This window comes from Streptomyces pactum (assembly GCF_016031615.1).
Classification (GTDB): domain Bacteria; phylum Actinomycetota; class Actinomycetes; order Streptomycetales; family Streptomycetaceae; genus Streptomyces; species Streptomyces pactus.
The window spans coordinates 7,097,018-7,115,535 of the sequence record NZ_JACYXC010000001.1 but is presented as its reverse complement, the minus strand read 5'-3'; the positions used below and the strand labels follow the sequence as shown (position 1 = coordinate 7,115,535).

The window sequence follows — 18,518 nt, the reverse complement described above, 5'->3', positions numbered from 1 at the left end:
TGCGGGCGTGGTCACGGCCGGGTGCCGCGCCACGTGGCGTAGGCCTCGCGCCAGGCGGGGCCGAGGGGGTACAGGCCCTGAATGGGTTCGCCGGCCGAGACCCGCTCGGCGATGAACCGCTCCTGTGCCTCCTGTTCGGTGCTGTCGGCGACGAGCTGCTCGGCCAGGTCCGGGGGGACGACCACGACGCCGTCGGCGTCGCCGACGAGGATGTCGCCGGGCTGGACGAGCGCGCCGCCGCACGCGATGGGCACGCCGGTGTCCCAGGGGACGTGGCGGCGGCCGAGGACGGCCGGGTGCTCGGCGGCGTAGTAGGTCGGCAGGCCGAGGCCGGCCACGGCGGCGCTGTCCCGCAGCGCGCCGTCGGTGACGACGCCGGCGGCGCCCCGGACCTTCGCCCGCAGGGCGAGGATGTCGCCGATGGTGCCGGCCGTGGGATCGCGGCGGGCGTCCATGACGAGCACCTGGCCGGGGCGCAGTTCTTCCACGGCGCGCTTCTGGGCGTTCATCCCGCCGCCGAACCGCTCGAAGAGGTCCTCGCGCAGCGGCAGGTACCGCAGGGTGTGCGCGGTGCCGACCATCGTGGCGGTGGGATCGGTGGGGCGCACGCCGTCGATCGTCATGTGGTGCAGGCCGCGCTTGCGCAGCTGGGAGCTGAGGGTGGCGGTGGCCACGCCGCGCAGCGCCTCGGCGAGAGCGGGGTCGAGTTCGGGTTCCCGCGGGCGGGCCGCGCCCCAGGCGTCGGCGCGCAGTGCGGCGTCGGTACGGGGCATGGCGCCCCACTCCGCCAGGTCGTGGGCGGCGTCGGTCACCGTGTTGCGCAACCGGCCGGTGGAGTGCCCGTCGGGGCCGGTGACCTCGACCTCGACGACGTCGCCGGGCGAGACGACCGAGGCGCCGGCCGGGGTGCCGGTGAGGATGACGTCGCCGGGTTCCAGTGTGACCAGGCGTGAGAGGTCGGCGACCAGGTCGCCGAAGGGGAACAGCAGGGTGGAGGTGTCCGCGTCCTGGACCACCTCGCCGTTGACCCAGGTGCGCAGCCGCAGCGCGGCGGGGTCGAGCGCGCGGGCGTCCAGCAGCCGGGGACCGACGGGGGTGAAGCCGTCGGCGCCCTTGGAGCGCAGGTTGGAGCCGCGGTCGGCGTGGCGCAGGTCGTAGGCGCCGGCGTCGTTGGCCGCCGTTACCCAGGCGATGTGCTCCCAGCCCCGCTCCGGTGCGACCCGGTGGGCACGCCGGCCGACGACCAGGGCGATCTCGCCCTCGAAGGACATCAGCTCGCAGCCGCGGGGACGGACGAGGTCGTCGCCGGTGCCGGAGAGGGACGAGGGGGGCTTGAGGAAGTAGGACGGGTGGTCGGGCACGCGTCCGCGTTCCCCGGCCCGGCAGCGGTAGTTGAGGTGGACGGCGATGATCTTCGAGGGCTGGGTTCCCAGCGGATGCGGCACGAAGGTTCTCCCTGGGCGTGGGCGACGTCGAACGCGCGTCGCGGAGGAGCGGTCACGGACGGTCCGGTCGGCGGGTGCGGAGCGCGTGACCGCGGCCCGCCGGCCGGCCGGGACCTGCCCGGAACAGCGATCGTATACGATATCGTGCACAACACAAGGGCTGATTCCGACCCCGATCGCTCGCGCCGCGGCGGTGGAGATTCCGTGCCCGGCGGGTAGGGTGGCGGATCGTATACGAAATTCGATGTGAGAGGTGTGTGGCAGATGCGCAGCGCAACCGGTCTGACCGTCCGGGCCTTCACCCCTGCGGGGCCCGTGGAGACCACCTTCGCGGGCGCCGCCCGGGCCGCCGGTTCTGCGGAGCCGCCCGTCCTGCTCGTGCACGGCTTCGGCTCGGACGGCCGGCGCGACTGGATCGACACCGGGATCGCCACCGCCCTGGCCGGAACCGGGCGCACGGTGCTCGTGCCCGACCTGCGCGGCCACGGCGGCACCCCGGCCCCCTCGACGGCCGCCGAGGCCGGGGTGCCCGGACACCTCTCCGACCTGGTCGCCGTACTGGACGAGGCGGGCGCGACGACCTTCGACGCGGTGGGGTACTCGATGGGCGCGAGGCTCACCTGGGACCTGCCGGCCGCCGCGCCCGGCCGGCTGCGCCGCGCCGTGCTCGGCGGACTCGCCCCCGCCGAGCCGTTCGAGGCGGTGGACGTGGCGGCGCTGCACCGCGCGGTCGCGGACGGCACCGAGCCGGCCGATCCCCTCACCTCGATGATCGCGGGCATGGTGCGGGCGCAGGGCACCCGGGCGGCGGGCCTGGCCCGGTGCGTGGAGGGGCTGCGCGACACCCCCTTCGCGCCGCGCTCCTGGGCCGGGGGCGCGCCGCCGGTCCTGGTCGTCGGCGAGCAGGACATGATGACCCGCGGCATCGAGCGGGTGGCCGCCGCCACCGACGGGGCGCGGCTGGTCACGGTGCCCGGTGACCACCACGAGGTCCTCGCCGGTGCCGCGTTCCGCCGTACAGTCCTGGAAGCCCTCACAGGGTGAGCGCACGAGCACACGGCCGGGACCGCGCCGCGGCCGCCCGGCCCCGGACAAGGGATCAGGCATGAGCGTCACGCAGAAACAGGCCCGCACCAAGGGGTCGAAGGCCGAGGTCAGCTACGAACTGCTGCGTTCGCGCATCCTCGACGGGACGTACGGGCCGGGGTACCGCCTGGTCCTGAGCCAGCTCGCGCGGGAGACGGGGGTCAGCACCATCCCGCTGCGCGAGGCGCTGCGCCGGCTCCAGTCCGACGGGCTCGTCGAGGTCGTCCGCAACATCGGCGCGCGGGTGGCGGTCTTCGACGCCGCCCAGGTGGAGCACGCCCTCCAGGTGCTCGCCCGCCTGGAGGGGTACGCCACCGCGATCTCCGCGCCGCACATGACGGAGGCGGACCTCGCACACGCGCGGACGATCAACGACCGCATGACGACGGCGCTGGAGGACTTCGCCCCCGCGTCCTTCACCGCGCTCAACCGGGAGTTCCACTTCTCGCTCTACGCGCACTGCCCGGACGCGCACCTGGTCTCCCTCCTGGAGGCCGAGTGGGCCCGCCTGGACCACATGCGCCGCTCGACCTTCTCCCACGTCCCCGGGCGGGCACGCCGCTCCGTCGCGGAGCACGAACGGCTGCTGGAGCTGATCGCGACGCGCGCGCCGGCCGGGGAGATCGAGCGGGCCGCGTGCGCGCACAAGGTCGCCACCGCCGACGCGCTGCGGCAGTCGCAGACCGCGCCGTAGCGCCGGCGGACACCGGACGGGCGGTACGGCGCGACCGCCCGCACGCCGGGCCGGTCGCGCGCTCCCCGGCCCCGGACCGGTCCGGCGGAAGCCGCCGCAGAATCGTATACGATGCCATATCTCATCTGTTACGGTGGCCCACATGTCCACTACCGACACGACGGCGGGCACGGCCGGTGCGCGGAGTGCCGCCCAGGTGTCCGCGGGCACCGTCGTCACCGTGACCGGTGAGGTCCCGCCGGACGCCCTGGGCCCGGTCCTCCCCCACGAACACCTCCTGAGCGACGTCGCCCCGCCCGGCGACTCGGCCGCGAGCTGGGCGGCCGTGGGGCGCACCCGCCCCGGACCCGGCAGCCCGCTCCGCCTCTACCAGGCCCCCCTGACGATGGACCTCCTCGGCGACATCGCCCGGGGCGCGCCCAACCGGGACAACTGGCTGCTGGACGACGAGGAGCTCGCCACCACGGAGGCCCGCGCCTTCCGGGAGGCCGGCGGCGCCACCCTGGTGGACGTCACCACCACCGGCCTGGGCCGCAGCCCGGCCGCCCTGCGCCGGATCGCCGCGGCGACCGGGCTCCACATCGTGATGGGCGCGGGCCGGCACCACCCCGCGCGGGCCGGGTCACCGGCCGGCGTGGACGCCGGGCGGCTCACCGAGGAGATCGTCCGCGACATCACCGAGGGCGTGGACGGCATCCGGGCGGGCATCATCGGCGCGCTGGCGGCGCTCGACCCCCGGGAGTCCGCCGGGCGCGCGCTCCTGGCCGCGGCGGCCCGCGCCTCGGCGGCCACCGGCGCGGCGGTCACGCTCCGCCGGAGCGAGGACCCCGGCACCCAGCAGCGGGTGCTCGACCTGCTCGCCGAGGAGGGCGCGGACCTCACCCGCGTGGCCGTCGGGCACTGCGACCCGCTCGCCCCCCGCCCCGACGACCTCGAACCGCTCCTCGCCCGCGGGGTGTTCGTGCAGTTCGACCAGCTCGGCCGGCTCCCCACGGTGCACAGCGTCAGCGACGACCAGGACGTCGCCGCCGCGGTGCTGGAGCTGGGCCGCCGCGGGTACGCCGAGCGCCTCCTGCTGTCGCAGGACGTGCACACCAAGGACCGGCTGCTCGCGTACGGCGGTGGCGGATACGCCTTCCTCCTCCGGCAGTTCGTCCCCTACCTGCGGATGGCCGGCGCCGACGACGCCCTCGTCGAGGCCGTCACGGTGCGCAACCCCCGCCGGCTGCTCACCCTCGCGAACCGGAAGGCCGACGCATGAGCCGCTACCCCTTCGAGATACCGGACCTCTCCGGCCGGGTCCTGACCGTCGCGGGACCGGTGGACCCGTCGGCGCTCGGCACGACGCTCATGCACGAGCACGTCTTCGTCGATCTGCGGCGGTCACCGCGGTTCCACCGGCCCGGCGAGGACTCCCCCGAGGCCGCCGAGCCCCTCACCCTCGCCAACCTCGCCCGCACCCGGCACGGGCGTCCGAACGCGGACAACGACCAGCTGGGCGACTTCGACGAGATGCTCGCCGAGGTGCTCGCCTTCACCCGCGCCGGGGGCGGCACCCTGGTCGAGGTCTCCCCGCCCGGCCTGGGCCGCGACCCCGAGGCCCTGCTCCGCCTCTCCCGGGCCGCCGGACTGCACGTGGTGATGGGCGCGGGCTGGTACACGCCGGCCTTCCACCCCGAGGACATGGGCGAACGCAGCGTCGACGACCTCGCCGACGCCATCGTCCGCGACATCGTGCTGGGAGCCGACGGCACCGGCATCCGCTCGGGCGTCATCGGCGAGGTGGGCGCGGAGTCGGCGCCGCTGACCGACGGCGAGCTGAAGAGCGTACGGGCGAGCGGGCGCGCCGGCCGGATCACGGGCGCGCCGGTCACCTTCCACGTCGGCGGGGTGGGCGAGGACAAGTTCCGCGTCCTGGACATCCTCGCGGAGGAGGGCGTGCCCGCGTCGAACATCGTCCTGGGCCACGCCGGCGAGGTGCTGGCCGATCCCGCGTTCGGCGAACGCGTCCTGGCCCGCGGGGTCTTCGTGGAGTTCGACTTCCTGACCTCCCCGGGAAGCCCCTGGGGCCACCTCTTCCTCACCAGCGACCACAAGGTGGCCCGGGGCATCGCCGACCTGGTCGAGCGGGGGTACGCGCACCAGATCCTGCTCGGCCACGACGTGTGCCAGAAGATCCAGCTGAAGAAGTACGGCGGCCAGGGGTACGACTACATCCCCCGGCACTTCCTGCCCGCCCTGCGCCGCCTCGGCGTGAGCGAGGAGGCGCTGCGCATGATCATGGTGGACAATCCCGCGCGAGCGCTCGCCTTCGCCGCACCGCGATGACCACCGGCCGGCCCCACCCGCTCGTCCCCCAGGGAGAACCGATGCGCGTCACCCCTGTCCCCTACGACCCGGCGCTCGGCGCGGTGCTCGACGCGATGTCCCGCGACGACGCGTCCGCTGCGCGTCCGCCGACCGTGGCGGCGCTGCGCGACTCCGCGGCGGCGTTCCCGCTGCCGCCGGTCGCGGACGTCATCGGCGGCCGCGCGATCGACGCGGAGGAGCGGACGGTGCCCGGCCCCGCAGGGGCCCCCGGCCTCGACGTGACCGTCCTGCGCCCGCGGCACCCGGGACCGGCGGTGGTCCCGGGGCTGTACAACATCCACGGCGGCGGCATGATCAGCGGACACCGCCACCAGGACACCGCCCGGCTCGCGGACCTGGTGGAGCAGCTCGGGGTCGTCGCGGTCAACGTCGAGTACCGCCTCGCCCCCGAGCACCCCGACCCGGCGCCGGTGGAGGACTGCTACGCCGGCCTGCGGTGGATGCTGGAGCACGCCGGCGAACTCGGTGTCGATCCGGAGCGCGTGGTGGTGATGGGCGGCAGCGCCGGGGGCGGCCTGTCGGCCGGGGTCGCACTGCTGGCACGGGACCGCGGCGGACCGGCCCCGGCCGGGCAGCTGCTGCTGTGCCCGATGCTCGACGACCGCAACACCACGGTTTCCAGTCACCAGTACGCCGCGTCCGGCACCTGGCGGCGGGAGACGAACATCCTCGCCTGGCGGGCGCTGCTCGGCGAGCGCGCGGGCGACCCCGCGGCCGACGTGTCGGTCTACGCGGCACCCGCGCGGGCGGCCGACCTGTCGGGCCTGCCGCCGGCGTTCGTGGAGGCGGGCAGCGCCGAGCTGTTCCGGGACGAGGACGTGGCCTATGCCTCCCGCATCTGGGCGGCCGGCGGGCAGGCCGAACTGCACATCTGGCAGGGGGCGTTCCACGGCTTCGACGTCTTCGCCCCGGACCACGAGGTGACCCGGGCCGCGCTGGCGGCCCGCCGGTCCTGGCTGCGGCGCGTCCTCAGGCTCTGACCCCACGGCCACCGGGCCGGCGGCGGTCCCCCATTCCGCGGCCACCGGTTGCGCGACGGTCCCGACCCCCTGTGGCCGCCGGGCCGGCGGCGGCCCCCGATTACGCGGACGCCGGCCGGCGTCCGCTCCGCCCGTGGGCCCGGGCGACCGGCCACTCGGGCGTCCGCCTTCCGGCCGCCCGGGTGGCCGGGTGGCCGGGTTGCCGAGTGACCGGGTGACCGGGTGGCCGCGGGTCCGCCGCCGGCGACCCCGGACCGCCGCCGGCCGCCCGGGAGCCCGCTCCACCCGCGTGACCCGCGTGACCGGCGGAGCCGGAAGCTCCGCCGGCCTTCCCCCTCCCCGTTCACCAGCCAGAAAGGCCACCCATGCCGGAGACAGCCGACCTCATCCTGACCGGCGGTGACGTGCTGACCGTCGACGCCGCGTTCTCCGTGGCCCGGGCCGTCGCCGTACGGAACGGACGGATCCTCGCGGTGGGCGACGACGCCGAGATCACGGCTCTCGCCGGGCCCGGCACCCAGGTCATCGACCTGGCCGGCCGCACCGTGCTGCCCGGGATCAACGACTCCCACCTGCACGCCGCGGCCTGGGCGCTGACCCGGCCGCCGTTCGCGCTCGACCTCGGCCACCCCGCCGTGGAATCGATCGCCGACATCGCCGCGGCCGTGCGCGAGGCCGCGGCCGGCCTGCCCGAGGGGCAGTGGATCACCGGCCTCGGCTGGGACGTCGGCTACCTCGCGGAGTGCCTGGCCGACCAGGGCCGGCGCCCGCACCGGGACGACCTGGACGCCGCCGCCCCGGACCACCCGGTCTGCCTGACGGACTTCTCCGGGCACATGGTCTGGGTCAACTCCCGGGCCCTGGAACTCGCCGGGATCGCGCCGGGCACCGCCGCCCCGGACGGCGGCGTGATCGAGACCGACGGCGCGGGCCGGCCCACCGGCATCCTCAAGGAGACGGCGCAGTCCCTCGTCCAGGCACTGATACCGCCCGCGACCGTGGCCCAGCGCAAGCACGCCATCCGCTCGGCCGTGACCGCGCTGCACGCCCTCGGCATCACCAGCTACACCGAGCCGGGACTCGGCCCCGGCGGCGCCGAGATCCTCGGCGGCGGCCTGCACACCGCGACGCTGGACGCCTATGTCGAGCTCGCCCGCGCGGGCGAACTGGGCTCCCGGGTACGGGTGCTGCTGCTGCCCGCGCCCATGGGCGGCTCGGCCGCCGACGTGACCGCCGGGCTGAAGGGACTCGCCGTGCCCGACGACGTGGACGCCCGGCGGCTGGCCGTCATCGGCGTCAAGATGTTCGCCGACGGGGTGCCGCCGAACGAGACCGCGTGGATGTACGACCCGTACCCGGGCGGCGGCCACGGAGGCCTGTGCGTGCACGGCGCCGACCTCGGGCTGCAGCAGGCCGAGCTCACCGAGATGATCCGGGTCGCCCACACCGCCGGATACCAGGCGGGGGTGCACGTGACCGGCGACCGGGCGATCGACGCCGTGGTGGACGCCTTCGCCGCCGTCCAGCGGGCGCACCCGCGTCCGGACGCCCGGCACTACGTCATCCACGGCGACTTCGCCTCGGGGCCGAGCCTGGCGAAGCTGGCCGCGCACGGCTACGGCATCAACATGAACCCGGCCATCAAGTGGACCATCGCGGACCTCATGGACGAGATGGTGGGCGACGAGCGGTCGGCCTACCAGTGGCCCGTGCGGTCCGCGGTCGAGGCCGGCATCGCCGTCTGCGTCGGCTCCGACGCGCCGATCACCGCGCCCGACTGGCGCCGCGGCGTGGCCGCCATGCTGCTGCGTGAGTCCAAGGCCACGGGCCGGGTGAGCGGCCCGGAGCAGCGCGTGTCGCTGGAGACGGCCCTGCGCGCCTACACGGCCAACCCGGCCCGGCAGGACTTCGCCGAGGACTGGAAGGGCACCATCGAGCCGGGCAAGGTGGCCGATCTGTGCGTCCTCGGCGGAGACCTGCGGGCCACCGACCCGCACGACATCCCCGATCTGCCCGTCGACCTGACCGTGCTCGACGGCCGGATCGTCTTCGCCCGGGACGGCGGTGCCCCCTCACCCGACGGCCACGGAACCGGTATCGCGGACGTCTGACACTCCAGTTCGGACATCGTCGCCCGAGCTGGTCCTTCTTCGGGCGCGGCAGTGCCGGGCCGTGGCCGGGCGGCGCCGGCGCCGGAGGGACCGGTTCAGACCATGTGTGCGGGTGCTGCCTCGCGGCTCGGGGCGCGGAAGCGGTACGTCCGCCGGACCTCCGCCGAGGTGACAGGGACGGTGCGGTGACGGGCTGGCACCGCGCCCGTCCCGGCCGGCGGGCCCCGCGCCCGGAGCCGCGCCGGGCCCGCCGGCCGGGTGTCGCCGCGGCCCCCGCCGCCCCTTCCCCGGGAGGGGCCGGGCGAGTGGGGATCCGACGGGAGAGGACGCGGCGTCCGGCAAGGCATCGTTTTCCTGGCAGGGCGTCCCTGCCCGCGAGTTCGACTCGGTTCCCAGTCGCTCGCCAGGAGGGCGGAACACGGCTGATCGGGGAGGTCATGAGGTGGGCGAAGGATCAGTGAACCGGCACTTCCTGCAGCACCCGTAACCTATCGTTGGCAGCCTGTGACTACCCACGAGAGGACTGGTCCTCAGACAGGGAGCGCGTCACCTTGGTGGTTCCTGATCCCTTACCTCCCGCCCCGCGTCCTCCCGACGAGCCGGGGCGCTCCCCCGGCCGCCGTTCCGACACCGAGACCACCCGTCTCCTCTGCGCGGGGACCTACCTCTCCGCCCGCTTCCGGCGTCAGGTCGAGAACCTGCTCGTCACCCACGACGAAAGAGCGCTTGCGCCGGCATCCGGTGTTGACGTCTTCGCGGTACTGGCCCACGCGAGGCGATCCCGAAGACTTGAGCGGACGGCAGCTGTCCACGTCGCCGTGCTGTGGGTGCTCTTCGCCCTGACAGATCTCCTTCTCGTCGATGAGCCGTTCAGCTGCGACAAGGCGGGCGGGGAGCCGGACACGGCCTCGTACCTGTACATCTTCCCGCTCCCCTCCCAATGGTTCTGGGGTGATTTCCAGTGTGACGTGGCCCCGAACCACTGGGTGTTCAACTACACCTGCGTCTCCCTGCTGCTGTGGCTGGCAGGAAGCGTTTCGGGGCGGAGAAAGAGTGTGTACGAGGCCGGCGGCGGGGCATCGGGACAGCCCGTCGGGTTCCTGTTCACCGTGATCGGCCCCGCGTACCTGCTGACCTCGTACTGGGTGACGGCATTCCTCGGTGTCCGGGAGGACCCCGCCCACTGGGTGGCGGTGGCATTCCCCTTGCTGCTGGCCGTCCCCGTGTGGGTACACCGTCGCACCATCGAGCGGATGATGCGGGATCAGTTCCACACCGACACCTTCGGGCAACGGCGTCCGGAGAGGCTGACGGGGCCCGCATGGCTCCAGGGCATCGGGGAGGTCATCAAGAGGGAACAGGACTCGAAGATCGTCCTGTACGACGTGGACCGGGGGTTCACCGGGCTGGGCCGGGCCGCTTCGACCCCCGTGCCCATGGTGACGGATCTGAGGCGCAAGCCGGGCGTCGTTCCCGAACCGGTCACCTCCGCCGATGTGCTGCGTCTCGTCCGGGAGGAGTTGGAGGAACTCCGCAAGGACACCGCACCCCGCCGCCCGACAGTTGACCGTCTCAGAGAAGTCCAGATCGACGACCTCGTCTACCTGCCGGCGAAGCCGCCGAGGGCCTTGGTCGATCACGGGCCGGAGTCTGCTGAGAGGCACCTCCGCGAGGCGGTCGAAGAAGGTGGCGAGGCCCGGCGGTATTACCTGCGGGCCCGGATCTCCGCGTGGGAACAACAGATCACCGTCACTGCTCTGGTACGGGCCTGCGTCCAGGGCAGGTCACTGACGCTGGAGACGTTCTTCTACGTCATGGATCCTCTGCAGCCGGAATTCGGGCTCGTCGACGCGATCGCCGATCAGGGCCCTGACCTTCCGGTGTCGTCGGTGGCGCGAGCCCTGCTCACCGCTCCGGCTTCCGGACTCGCCGCCCTCTTCTCGCTCGCGAGCTCACCCGGGAACCTGAGGGCCTCGGTGAGGCGACGTCTGGACCGCCGGAGCGGCTGGGACACTCCGTCTCGGGGGGCTTCGGGCTCGGTACGCGAACTCGCAGCCGCGTACAAGGAGTCACCCGTTCTGGAGATGGACGTCAACCGCTATCTCACGGCGCTTCTGGAGCGCATCACGAACGGCACCCTCCGAACACTGCGCGAGAAGGGCTACGACACCGGGCAACTGGAGCAGCAAGCCGTCCACGTGGGCAACGGCAACATCTTCATCGGAGCAATGAGCGGGGGCGCCGTGGCGGCCGGCCGAGGCGCCCGAGCACGCAACGCGGGCGCGAGGACCGTCGGCGCACGGCGCCAGCCGAGAGCCCGTGTCTGAAGGCGCGGCGAGGTGTCGCGCCGGCCGAGAACACAGAGCAGAGGGAGGCAGTGTGAGCGGGAACGTGAGCGAGCACGACAGGGCCACGGGCGCGAACCCCGACACGGACACCGGTGCGGCCCCGCCGACCGCGGAGTCACCGGGCGGCCTGGTCATCGGGGAGTTTACCGGTGGAGCGATTGCGGCCGGGCCGCGCGCGGAGGCCGAGGATTCCGGCAGGCAGATCGGTCGGCCCGCCGACGGGGGTGCCGTGCCCTCCCCCGTCGTCCCCCTCCCGGGCGGCATCTCCATCGGGCGGATGACCGGGGGCGCGGCAGCGACCGGTCCTGACGCCCGGGCGACCCACCGGGCGGAGCGGTTCTTCGAAGCCACGCCCGAACTGGTCGAGGCGCTTGCGCTGTTGCGGCGTGAGGCGGGCGAACTCTCCCGGGAAGCCGCCCTGGCCGAGGAGGAGATCCAGGCCACCGGCGGGGTGGGGCACGGACGGCTGCGTCGGCTCGCCGCGCTCGCCGCCCGGTCCGCCGGATCCGTGGGTACGCAGACAGCCGCCGCGGTAGCCGCCGGGACGATCACCGGAATGCTGGCGTGATCCGTTGGGAGGCGGAGCGGCAACGGTGGGACCGCGCGGCGGAGCTGGACCATCTCCGGAGGCGCGCCAGGTCCCTGGAGCGGAAACTGCTCATCGCAGCCGTCGTTCTGGCGGTGCTGGCCGCCGTCACGCTCGGAAGCAGGTATCTGTCCGGTTATCACTGACGGCCGCAGCGGTCCGAGAACGCGGGACGGAAGGGATGCTCCGCACGGGCTCCACGACGGCAAGGGGCCTTTGCCGACTCACGCGCCCTCCCTGTGCGGGGGTTGGGGGCGGAGCGGGCACCCGCCGACGCCCGCGCCCCGGCTCCACCCGGGCCCCCCGCCCCACCTGACGCCCGGCCTCGACTGCGCCCCCGGCCTGGGCCGGGGACTGGGGCCAGGGCGGCCGGGGCCCGGCGGCCGGGCCGGAGAGCGGCGATCGCGCGGCGGCGGGCGGGACCCGTGCGCGGATCCCGCCCCCAGCGGGCTACCGGCGCGCCGCGACCACCGCCGCCAGAACGGTCCGACCCGCCTCCCTCCGGCATGGCGTCGCCTCGACGCCTCCATCGCGGGCCGCACCGGCGTCGCCGGGGTCGTGACCCCGCGGATCGCCCGCGCCGCGTTCGCCGAGGTGGCCGGCTCGAAGACGGCTCCGGCGCGGACGGATTCGGCCGGCTGCGGCCCGTACACAGCCCGCCACCGCCGCCGGGCCCTCGACCACTGATCGGTGACGCCCAGCTGACCGGCCGAGGGCTCAACGTGCATCATCCGGGCGGTCTCCACGGCCACCCGGGCCGATCGCCCGCACGCGAGGAACATCGTCGTCCCCGTCCACTCCGCCGACCTCGCCTCCTGGCGGATGCCGGAGAAGGCGGGATACCACCGCCGCACCGAGACATACCCGGAACCCGACAACATCGACGACCGCATGCGCTGCGTCCACCGCACCGACCGCCCGACCGGCTGACCGGTCCCCCGCCCACCATGGGCGACGCCCGGTCAACTCTGCCGCGGGAAGCGGAAGTCAGCTCCGGGGCGCCGCCCCGACGAGCTGGGCGAGGTGCACGGCCGCGTCGCGGAGGGGGGTGTCGTCCCTGGTCACCCGGCTGAGCAGTTCGGCGCCCTCCAGCATGCTGATGACCGTCCCCGCGAGGGAGCGGGCCGCGTCCGAGGCGATGCCGCTCCCGACCAGCTTGGCCATGACGAGGTCCCGCCATCCCGTGAGGGACTCGGTCGCCGCTTCCTGAAGGCCGGGGACACGACCGACGGTCTCCAGGGCGGTCACCGCCACCGGACAGCCGTCGCTCCAGTCCGACCGCTTGAGATCGTCGGCGAGCAGCAGCGCGCAGGCCGCAGCGGCCTCGGCCGGATCGGCCGAGGAAGCGAGCCCCTGCGCGAGCAGCTCGCCGAACTCCCGTGCGCCGTGGCGCATCGCCTCGATGGCGAGCTCCTGCTTGCCCCCGGGAAAGAAGTGGTAGACGGAGCTGGGTGATGCCTGTGCGGCGGTGGCGATGCGCTTGACCGAGGTGCTCTCGTACCCCTGCTGCTGAAGCAGTGCGGCCGTGGCCTGGATGATCCGGAGCCGGGTGTCGGCGCCGGACGTACGGTCGATCGGTGCGGGGGCTGCCATGACCGCCAGTCTACTGGTTGGAACGTTCGATCCACTGTGCCCTATGCTTTGGATCGAACGTTCCAACCAGACTGATGGGCGGTATCGATGAGCGCAGCGTTACAGGCGTCCTGGGGCAGCCATCCCGGTTATGGACGCATGTTCGCCCCGGGCGAGCTGACCGTGGGGCTGTTCCTGCCCCTGTGGCCCTACGCCGGAGACATGGCGGGCCTGCGCGGGCAGACGGAGATCGTCCGGCAGGCCGACCGCCAGGGGTTCGCGGCCGCCTGGGTCCGGGACGTACCGCTGGCCGACCCCGGGTTCGGCGACGTCGGACAGGTGTACGACCCCTGGACTGCCCTCACCTGGCTCGCGGCCCACACCTCCCGGATCAGCCTCGCCGCGGGCAGCGTGATCTTCCCGCTGCGGCACCCCATCGACCTCGCCAAACAGGCGGCCTCCGTGGACCACCTGAGCGGGGGCCGGCTGGTCCTCGGCATGGCGTCCGGGGACCGTCCGGTGGAGTTCCCGGCGTACGGCCTCGACCACGCGGCGCGCGGCGCCCGCTACCGGGAGGCCGTCGGGGCGTTCCGCCGACTGCTGGACGGGGAGCGGCCGGCCGGCGCCGGCGGGGCCGAGTTGCTGCCCAGGCCGGTGCACGGCCGCGTTCCGCTCCTGGTCACCGGCTCCTCGCAGCAGTCCCCGGACTGGATCGCCGAGCACGCGGACGGGTGGCTGGTCTACCCGGGGAACACCTCCGCCCCCGAGGGCCCGCGGACCCTCGGACGCAAGATCGAGGCGTGGCGGGCGCTGGTCCCCGGAGGGGGGTTCCGCCCGGTCGCGACCAACGAGTGGATCGACCTGGACGAAGACCCCGGTCGCCCGCCCACCCCCGCTGCGTGGCGGTTTCGTCCTGCGGACGGGCACGCAGGGGCTCCTGGACCTGCTCGGCCGCTGGCGGGACGCCGGGGTGAACCACGCCGCGCTCGGTGTCCAGCACGGCAGGCGCCCGGCGGCGGAGGTGGTGGCGCAGCTCGCCGAAGAGGTCGTACCGCACTTCCCCGCCCTGGTGTCCGCGGCGCCCTCGGAGCCCGCGTGGTGACCGCGCTCACCCCGGAAGACTGCGGCGTTACCGAGGACCGGTCGGAACCCGGCACGTTCCGCGACGCGATGCGCCACTGGGCGACCGGGGTCGCAATCGTCACCACCCAGGGCTCCCGGGGCCCGCACGGCATGACGGCCAACTCGCTGCTGTCGGTGTCGCTCGACCCGCCCACCCTGCTGGTCTCCCTGAAGCGGGGCAGCCGCACCATGGCCGTCATCCAGGAGACCGGCCACTTCACCGTGAACATCCTCACCACCGGGCAGCGCGCCCTCGCCGAGCACTTCACCCGGCGCCGCGCCCCCGGTGCCGAGGGCTTCGCCGGGGTGGGCCACCGGCCGTCCCCGCACGGCGCGGGACCGGAGCTGGAGGGCAGCGCCGCCATCCTGACGTGTCGTAGGACCGGCGAGGTGGAGGTCGCCGATCACACGCTGATCATCGCCGGGGTGACCGGTGTCCGCCTGCCGTGCGCCGACGGCTCCCGCGCGCCACTCCTCTACCTGCACCGGCGCTACGGAACGCCGACCGCGGAGGGGGACGGCGACGACCCCGCTGCCGCGTGCGGCCGGTCCCGGGAGGGCTGACCCGGGCCGGGCGGCCGGGGGCGCCCCGGGAGGGCGTCCCCGGGAGGCGAACGGGACAGGCGGCGGTGCGGGAGCCGGAAGGCGGACGCGGACGCGTTCCCGGACCCGGCAGGCCGCACCGCCGGCCCGACCCTCCCCCCGCCGCAGTACGGGGCTCGCCGAGCCGTGCGGACGTCGAGCCGGGTCGCCGGCCGTCCGGACGCCGGCGTGCCGCCGCATCGCCGGCGGGCCCGGTCCCCCGGTACCGGGCGGCCTGTCCGGAACCGGTCGGCCGATCCCATGGAGCGTTGACAACGGCCGCGGCGGTCAACGTAGCGTGCGGGCAGGGCCGTCACTGCCGGCGCCCGCCCACCCGCCACGCCGGGCCCGGGTGAGGCACGGTCCCCACGGCGACGTCACCCCGCGGGGCGCCCGCACCGACGCCCTCACGAGAGGAACCGGTGGTCCCTTGGCCCTCCGCAACGCCGCTGTCACCGGAACCCGGTCACGCCGTGCCGACCACCGGACCCGCCCCGTCTCCCTCGGCCGCCGGCTGACGTGCGCGGAGGCCGGCGCGGGCAAGGCCGAGCGGCTGTGGCGGGCGTCCCGGACGGCCCGGCGGGACCGGGCCGTCCGGGGAGGGCGTCGGCCGCTCCGGCGGGGGCGCCGGCCACGCCGCTCCCCTGTCCCTCCCTCCGGTCCCCGGCAGAAAGGCCTGACGTGCGCGTACTGTTCACCACCCTCGGCAGCCCCTCCCACGGCCGCGCCCAGTTACCCCTGGCGCGAGCCCTCGCGGCGGCCGGTCACGAGGTGCTCGTGGCCACCACCCCGGAGATCGCCTCCGTCTTCGGGAAGGACGACGTCCGGGTGACCCCGGCCATGGGCGAGTTCCACCTGCACACCTTCATCACCCCCCAGGTGCTCGAACAGGCGGGCCGCCGCGGCCCGGACGGCGAGGTGACACGGGAGGTCATGGAGCGCATCCTGCCCCTGGCCATGGCCGGCCCGATGGCCGGGAAGCTGCGGGAGTGTCTCCTACCGGTGGCCCGCGAGTTCCGCCCCGGGCTCATCCTGCGCGACGGCGCGGACCTCGCCTCCTGCCTGATCTCCGAGGAGCTGGGGGTCCCGCAGCTGCCCACCCCCTCCGGCAGCACCAACCTGATCGACCCCGCCGAGGTGCTGCCCGGCCTCAACGGTCTGCGTGCGGAGCTGGGGCTGCCCGTCCTGGGGGACCCCCTGTCCATCGTTCCGCACGGGCGCATCGACTGTGTGCCGGCGGCCTTCTCGTTCGCCCGGCACCTGCCGCCCTCCTGGTCCTACCGGCAGAGCGTGGCCGTGGACCGCGGCTCGGTCCTGCCCCGGTGGATCGCGGACCTGCCCACCGACCGCCCCCTGGTTCTCGCCGCCCTCGGCACCGCGCTGCCGATGCTCCGGGAGGCGGCGGCCGGAGGCGACGCGATGCACCTGCCGATGCCGGACTCCGTCCGGACGCTGCGCTCGATGATCACCGCGGCGTCGCGGCTGGAGGAGTGCACCGTCATCGTCTCCACCTCGGGCATCCCGGTGGAGGCCGACGGCCTCCCCCGGCACGTGCACGTCACCGACCGGGTGCCGCAGCCGCTGCTCCTGGAGTCCGTCGACCTGTTCCTCACCCACGGCGGCTTCAACAGCATCCGGGAGGCGCTGCGCACGGCCACCCCCATGGCCGTGATCCCGCAGTTCGGCGACCAGTTGGGCAACGCGTGCCGCGTCCAGGAACTCGGGCTCGGCCGGGAGGTCACCGACCGGACGCCGGAGGGCATCGCCACGGCCGTACGGGAGGTGCTCGCCGATCCGGCCGTCGGCGCCAGGGCACGCGCGGCCCGGCTGGCCATGCTGGCGCTCCCGGAGATCGACCGGGCCGTCACGGACCTGGAAGGACTGCTCTGACGCCTCGCCAATACCCGGACGCCGGTCAGCACGGTCGGCCGTCGGGGCGGGCGGCGGAGGGCGGATGCGGTGCTCCGCGAGGCGGTCCACCGCGTCGTCACCTTGAGCAGGCGCGCGCCGACCAGGTCCGCAGCGTTGATCATCCACCGATGCCTGCACGGCTTCGCCCCGGCCCGCGCCGGCGCTACGCCGGGCCGGGGGGCAGGTGGACGGTCATGATCAGGTGGCAGGTCCCGGTGCCAGAGCCGCGGTAGGTGTGGGGGGCGTCGCCGTCGAACGTGGCGGTCTGCCCGGCCTCGACGGGGTGCTCGGTGCCGTCCACGACGAGCACCATCCGTCCGGCGGTGACGCTGACGGTCTCCACCACGCCGGCCTGGTGCGGGTGGCTGGGGTACTCCTCGCCCGGTTCCAGCCGCCAGCGCCAGACCTCGACCGGGGACGGCCCCGAGGTGGTCAGCATGAGCCGGGCCTCGCCGCCCTCGGCGCCGGTCCACAGGGGCATGACGGCGTCGGCGGACACCACGCGGACGCGGCCTTCGGACGGCCCTTCCAGCAGCGCGGACACCGAGACGCCCAGGGTGTCGGCGAGCCGCACCAGGGTGGCGAAGTTGGGGTTGCCCTGGGCCTTCTCCAGGCCGACCAGTGCGCCCTTGCTGACCTTGGCGCGGCGGCCGAGTTCGTCCAGGGAGAGCCCGGCGCGGGTCCGGGCCGCGCGGACGTTGTGCGCGAGCGTCCGCAGTGCCGCCTCGGTCTCGGCCATCGCTTCACCCTCCACAGATGGGTCAGTGCAATGCACCACATGGTCGTTCTGTTGACGACTTCCGGTCGGTGCGCTGTACGGTGTGGTCGTTCCATTGATAGTAAGGGATGTACCCGTGATCGCTCTGCTGCTGGCCCTGGGCAGTTCCCTGGCCTACGGATGCGCCGACTTCCTCGGCGGTCTCGGCGCCCGCAAGGCCCACGTCCTGCGCACCGTGATGATCGCCGCCCCGGCCTCACTCACCGTCGAACTGCTGCTGTGGCCCTTCCTCGGCGCCTCCTTCGGCTCCGCGACCCTCGGCTGGGGCGCGGCGTCCGGCGTGGCGTCGGCTGCCGCGTTCGCGCTGCTCTACCGCACCCTGGCGATCGGGCCGATGAACGTGCTGTCGCCGGTCACGGCGCTGGTCTCGGCCATGCTGCCGGTGGCCGTCGGGCTGCTGCAGGGTGAGGACCTGGGTCCGGCCGGGCTGATCGGCCTGCCCCTGGCACTGGCGGCGGTGGTGCTGGTCAGCGCCGGACACGGCGCCGGCGGCACCCGCCCGTCGCGAACCGCGCTGCTGATGGCCCTCGGCGCCGGGGCCGCCATCGCCCTGCAACTGGTCTTCCTCCACCAGGCGCCCTCCGACAGCGGCGTCGGCCCGCTGATCACCGGCCGGGCCGTGTCCTCGGCGGTCACCCTCGCCGCGGCCGGGCTGATGTACCGCCGGCTGGGCACGGAGAAACCCGCGTACGCGATGTCCGCGACGGCCGGCGTACTGGACTCCCTGGCCAACCTGCTCTTCCTGCTCGCCGCCCGCAGCGGCGACCTGGCCGTCGTCGCCGTGATCACCGCCCTGTACCCGGCCGGCACCGTGCTGCTCGCCCGCGGCGTGCTGGCCGAGCGGATCCACCGCGGCCAGCTGGTCGGCCTGGGCACCGCCGCCGTCGCCGTCGGCCTCCTCGCCCTCACCTGACCCCCTCGGGCCCGGACGGG

General features: G+C 74.5%; 15 protein-coding genes. 12 read left to right on the top strand and 3 right to left on the bottom strand.

The genetic code is table 11. From position 1 onward, the window contains the following. Positions 1–11 precede the first annotated feature (11 nt). Positions 12–1,445: a fumarylacetoacetate hydrolase family protein gene (locus tag IHE55_RS28110; protein WP_197991600.1), complete on the bottom strand. Its 1,434-nt coding sequence runs from the start codon at positions 1,443–1,445 to the stop codon at positions 12–14. A 264-nt stretch (positions 1,446–1,709) separates the two neighbouring features. Between IHE55_RS28110 and IHE55_RS28105 the strand changes: the two genes are divergently transcribed. From IHE55_RS28105 to IHE55_RS28065, 9 genes are all read left to right on the top strand, one after another. Continuing rightward, positions 1,710–2,489 (top strand): alpha/beta fold hydrolase, encoded by a 780-nt coding sequence (locus IHE55_RS28105; protein ID WP_197991599.1) that lies wholly within the window; start codon positions 1,710–1,712, stop codon positions 2,487–2,489. Positions 2,490–2,550: 61 nt separating this feature from the next. After that, positions 2,551–3,225 carry a GntR family transcriptional regulator gene (locus IHE55_RS28100; protein WP_197991598.1) on the top strand — a complete coding sequence of 225 codons (675 nt, stop codon included), beginning with the start codon at positions 2,551–2,553 and terminating at the stop codon, positions 3,223–3,225. A gap of 142 nt (positions 3,226–3,367) precedes the next feature. Beyond that, positions 3,368–4,486, top strand: coding sequence for a phosphotriesterase family protein (locus tag IHE55_RS28095; RefSeq protein ID WP_197991597.1), 1,119 nt, complete (start codon positions 3,368–3,370; stop codon positions 4,484–4,486). Beyond that, positions 4,483–5,553: a phosphotriesterase family protein gene (locus IHE55_RS28090; protein ID WP_197991596.1), complete on the top strand. Its 1,071-nt coding sequence runs from the start codon at positions 4,483–4,485 to the stop codon at positions 5,551–5,553. Before IHE55_RS28095 ends, IHE55_RS28090 begins: the two co-directional genes overlap by 4 nt. Positions 5,554–5,594: 41 nt before the next feature. Continuing rightward, a complete protein-coding gene (locus tag IHE55_RS28085; protein WP_197991595.1) occupies positions 5,595–6,575 on the top strand; it encodes an alpha/beta hydrolase in 981 nt (326 codons plus the stop codon). Between the two features lie 365 nt (positions 6,576–6,940). Then, the gene (locus IHE55_RS28080; RefSeq protein WP_197991594.1) at positions 6,941–8,686 is read left to right on the top strand and encodes an amidohydrolase; all 1,746 of its coding nucleotides are present in this window, start codon (positions 6,941–6,943) and stop codon (positions 8,684–8,686) included. Positions 8,687–9,180: 494 nt separating this feature from the next. Continuing rightward, positions 9,181–11,013: an AbeC-like domain-containing protein gene (locus IHE55_RS28075; protein WP_232265722.1), complete on the top strand. Its 1,833-nt coding sequence runs from the start codon at positions 9,181–9,183 to the stop codon at positions 11,011–11,013. 52 nt (positions 11,014–11,065) lie between these two features. Then, a complete protein-coding gene (locus tag IHE55_RS28070; protein WP_197991593.1) occupies positions 11,066–11,602 on the top strand; it encodes a hypothetical protein in 537 nt (178 codons plus the stop codon). Then, complete coding sequence (locus tag IHE55_RS28065; RefSeq protein WP_197991592.1) at positions 11,599–11,766, top strand: hypothetical protein; 168 nt, start codon at positions 11,599–11,601, stop codon at positions 11,764–11,766. Before IHE55_RS28070 ends, IHE55_RS28065 begins: the two co-directional genes overlap by 4 nt. 841 nt (positions 11,767–12,607) lie before the next feature. Here IHE55_RS28065 and IHE55_RS28060 read toward each other — a convergent pair. Then, positions 12,608–13,213, bottom strand: coding sequence for a TetR/AcrR family transcriptional regulator (locus IHE55_RS28060; RefSeq protein ID WP_197991591.1), 606 nt, complete (start codon positions 13,211–13,213; stop codon positions 12,608–12,610). An 87-nt stretch (positions 13,214–13,300) separates the two neighbouring features. Between IHE55_RS28060 and IHE55_RS31880 the strand changes: the two genes are divergently transcribed. Both IHE55_RS31880 and IHE55_RS28045 read left to right on the top strand, forming a co-directional pair. Next, positions 13,301–14,878, top strand: coding sequence for an LLM class flavin-dependent oxidoreductase (locus tag IHE55_RS31880; protein WP_232265721.1), 1,578 nt, complete (start codon positions 13,301–13,303; stop codon positions 14,876–14,878). Between the two features lie 699 nt (positions 14,879–15,577). Continuing rightward, positions 15,578–16,786: a glycosyltransferase gene (locus tag IHE55_RS28045; protein WP_197991590.1), complete on the top strand. Its 1,209-nt coding sequence runs from the start codon at positions 15,578–15,580 to the stop codon at positions 16,784–16,786. Positions 16,787–16,970: 184 nt separating this feature from the next. Here the strand turns inward: IHE55_RS28045 and IHE55_RS28040 are convergent, their stop codons facing one another. Further along, positions 16,971–17,546 carry a helix-turn-helix domain-containing protein gene (locus tag IHE55_RS28040; protein ID WP_197991589.1) on the bottom strand — a complete coding sequence of 192 codons (576 nt, stop codon included), beginning with the start codon at positions 17,544–17,546 and terminating at the stop codon, positions 16,971–16,973. Between the two features lie 115 nt (positions 17,547–17,661). On the opposite strand from IHE55_RS28040, the gene IHE55_RS28035 reads away from it, so the two are divergent. After that, the gene (locus IHE55_RS28035; RefSeq protein ID WP_197991588.1) at positions 17,662–18,498 is read left to right on the top strand and encodes an EamA family transporter; all 837 of its coding nucleotides are present in this window, start codon (positions 17,662–17,664) and stop codon (positions 18,496–18,498) included. The last annotated feature ends 20 nt before the right edge of the window (positions 18,499–18,518 follow it).

What these genes read in the sequence shown, in the direction of transcription:
- IHE55_RS28105 (WP_197991599.1), top strand. Translation starts at nt 1,710, where the DNA reads ATGCGCAGCGCAACCGGTCTGACCGTCCGGGCCTTCACCCCTGCGGGG.
- IHE55_RS28100 (WP_197991598.1), top strand. Translation starts at nt 2,551, where the DNA reads ATGAGCGTCACGCAGAAACAGGCCCGCACCAAGGGGTCGAAGGCCGAG.
- IHE55_RS28095 (WP_197991597.1), top strand. Translation starts at nt 3,368, where the DNA reads ATGTCCACTACCGACACGACGGCGGGCACGGCCGGTGCGCGGAGTGCC.
- IHE55_RS28090 (WP_197991596.1), top strand. Translation starts at nt 4,483, where the DNA reads ATGAGCCGCTACCCCTTCGAGATACCGGACCTCTCCGGCCGGGTCCTG.
- IHE55_RS28085 (WP_197991595.1), top strand. Translation starts at nt 5,595, where the DNA reads ATGCGCGTCACCCCTGTCCCCTACGACCCGGCGCTCGGCGCGGTGCTC.
- IHE55_RS28080 (WP_197991594.1), top strand. Translation starts at nt 6,941, where the DNA reads ATGCCGGAGACAGCCGACCTCATCCTGACCGGCGGTGACGTGCTGACC.
- IHE55_RS28060 (WP_197991591.1), bottom strand. Translation starts at nt 13,213, where the DNA reads ATGGCAGCCCCCGCACCGATCGACCGTACGTCCGGCGCCGACACCCGG.
- IHE55_RS31880 (WP_232265721.1), top strand. Translation starts at nt 13,301, where the DNA reads ATGAGCGCAGCGTTACAGGCGTCCTGGGGCAGCCATCCCGGTTATGGA.
- IHE55_RS28040 (WP_197991589.1), bottom strand. Translation starts at nt 17,546, where the DNA reads ATGGCCGAGACCGAGGCGGCACTGCGGACGCTCGCGCACAACGTCCGC.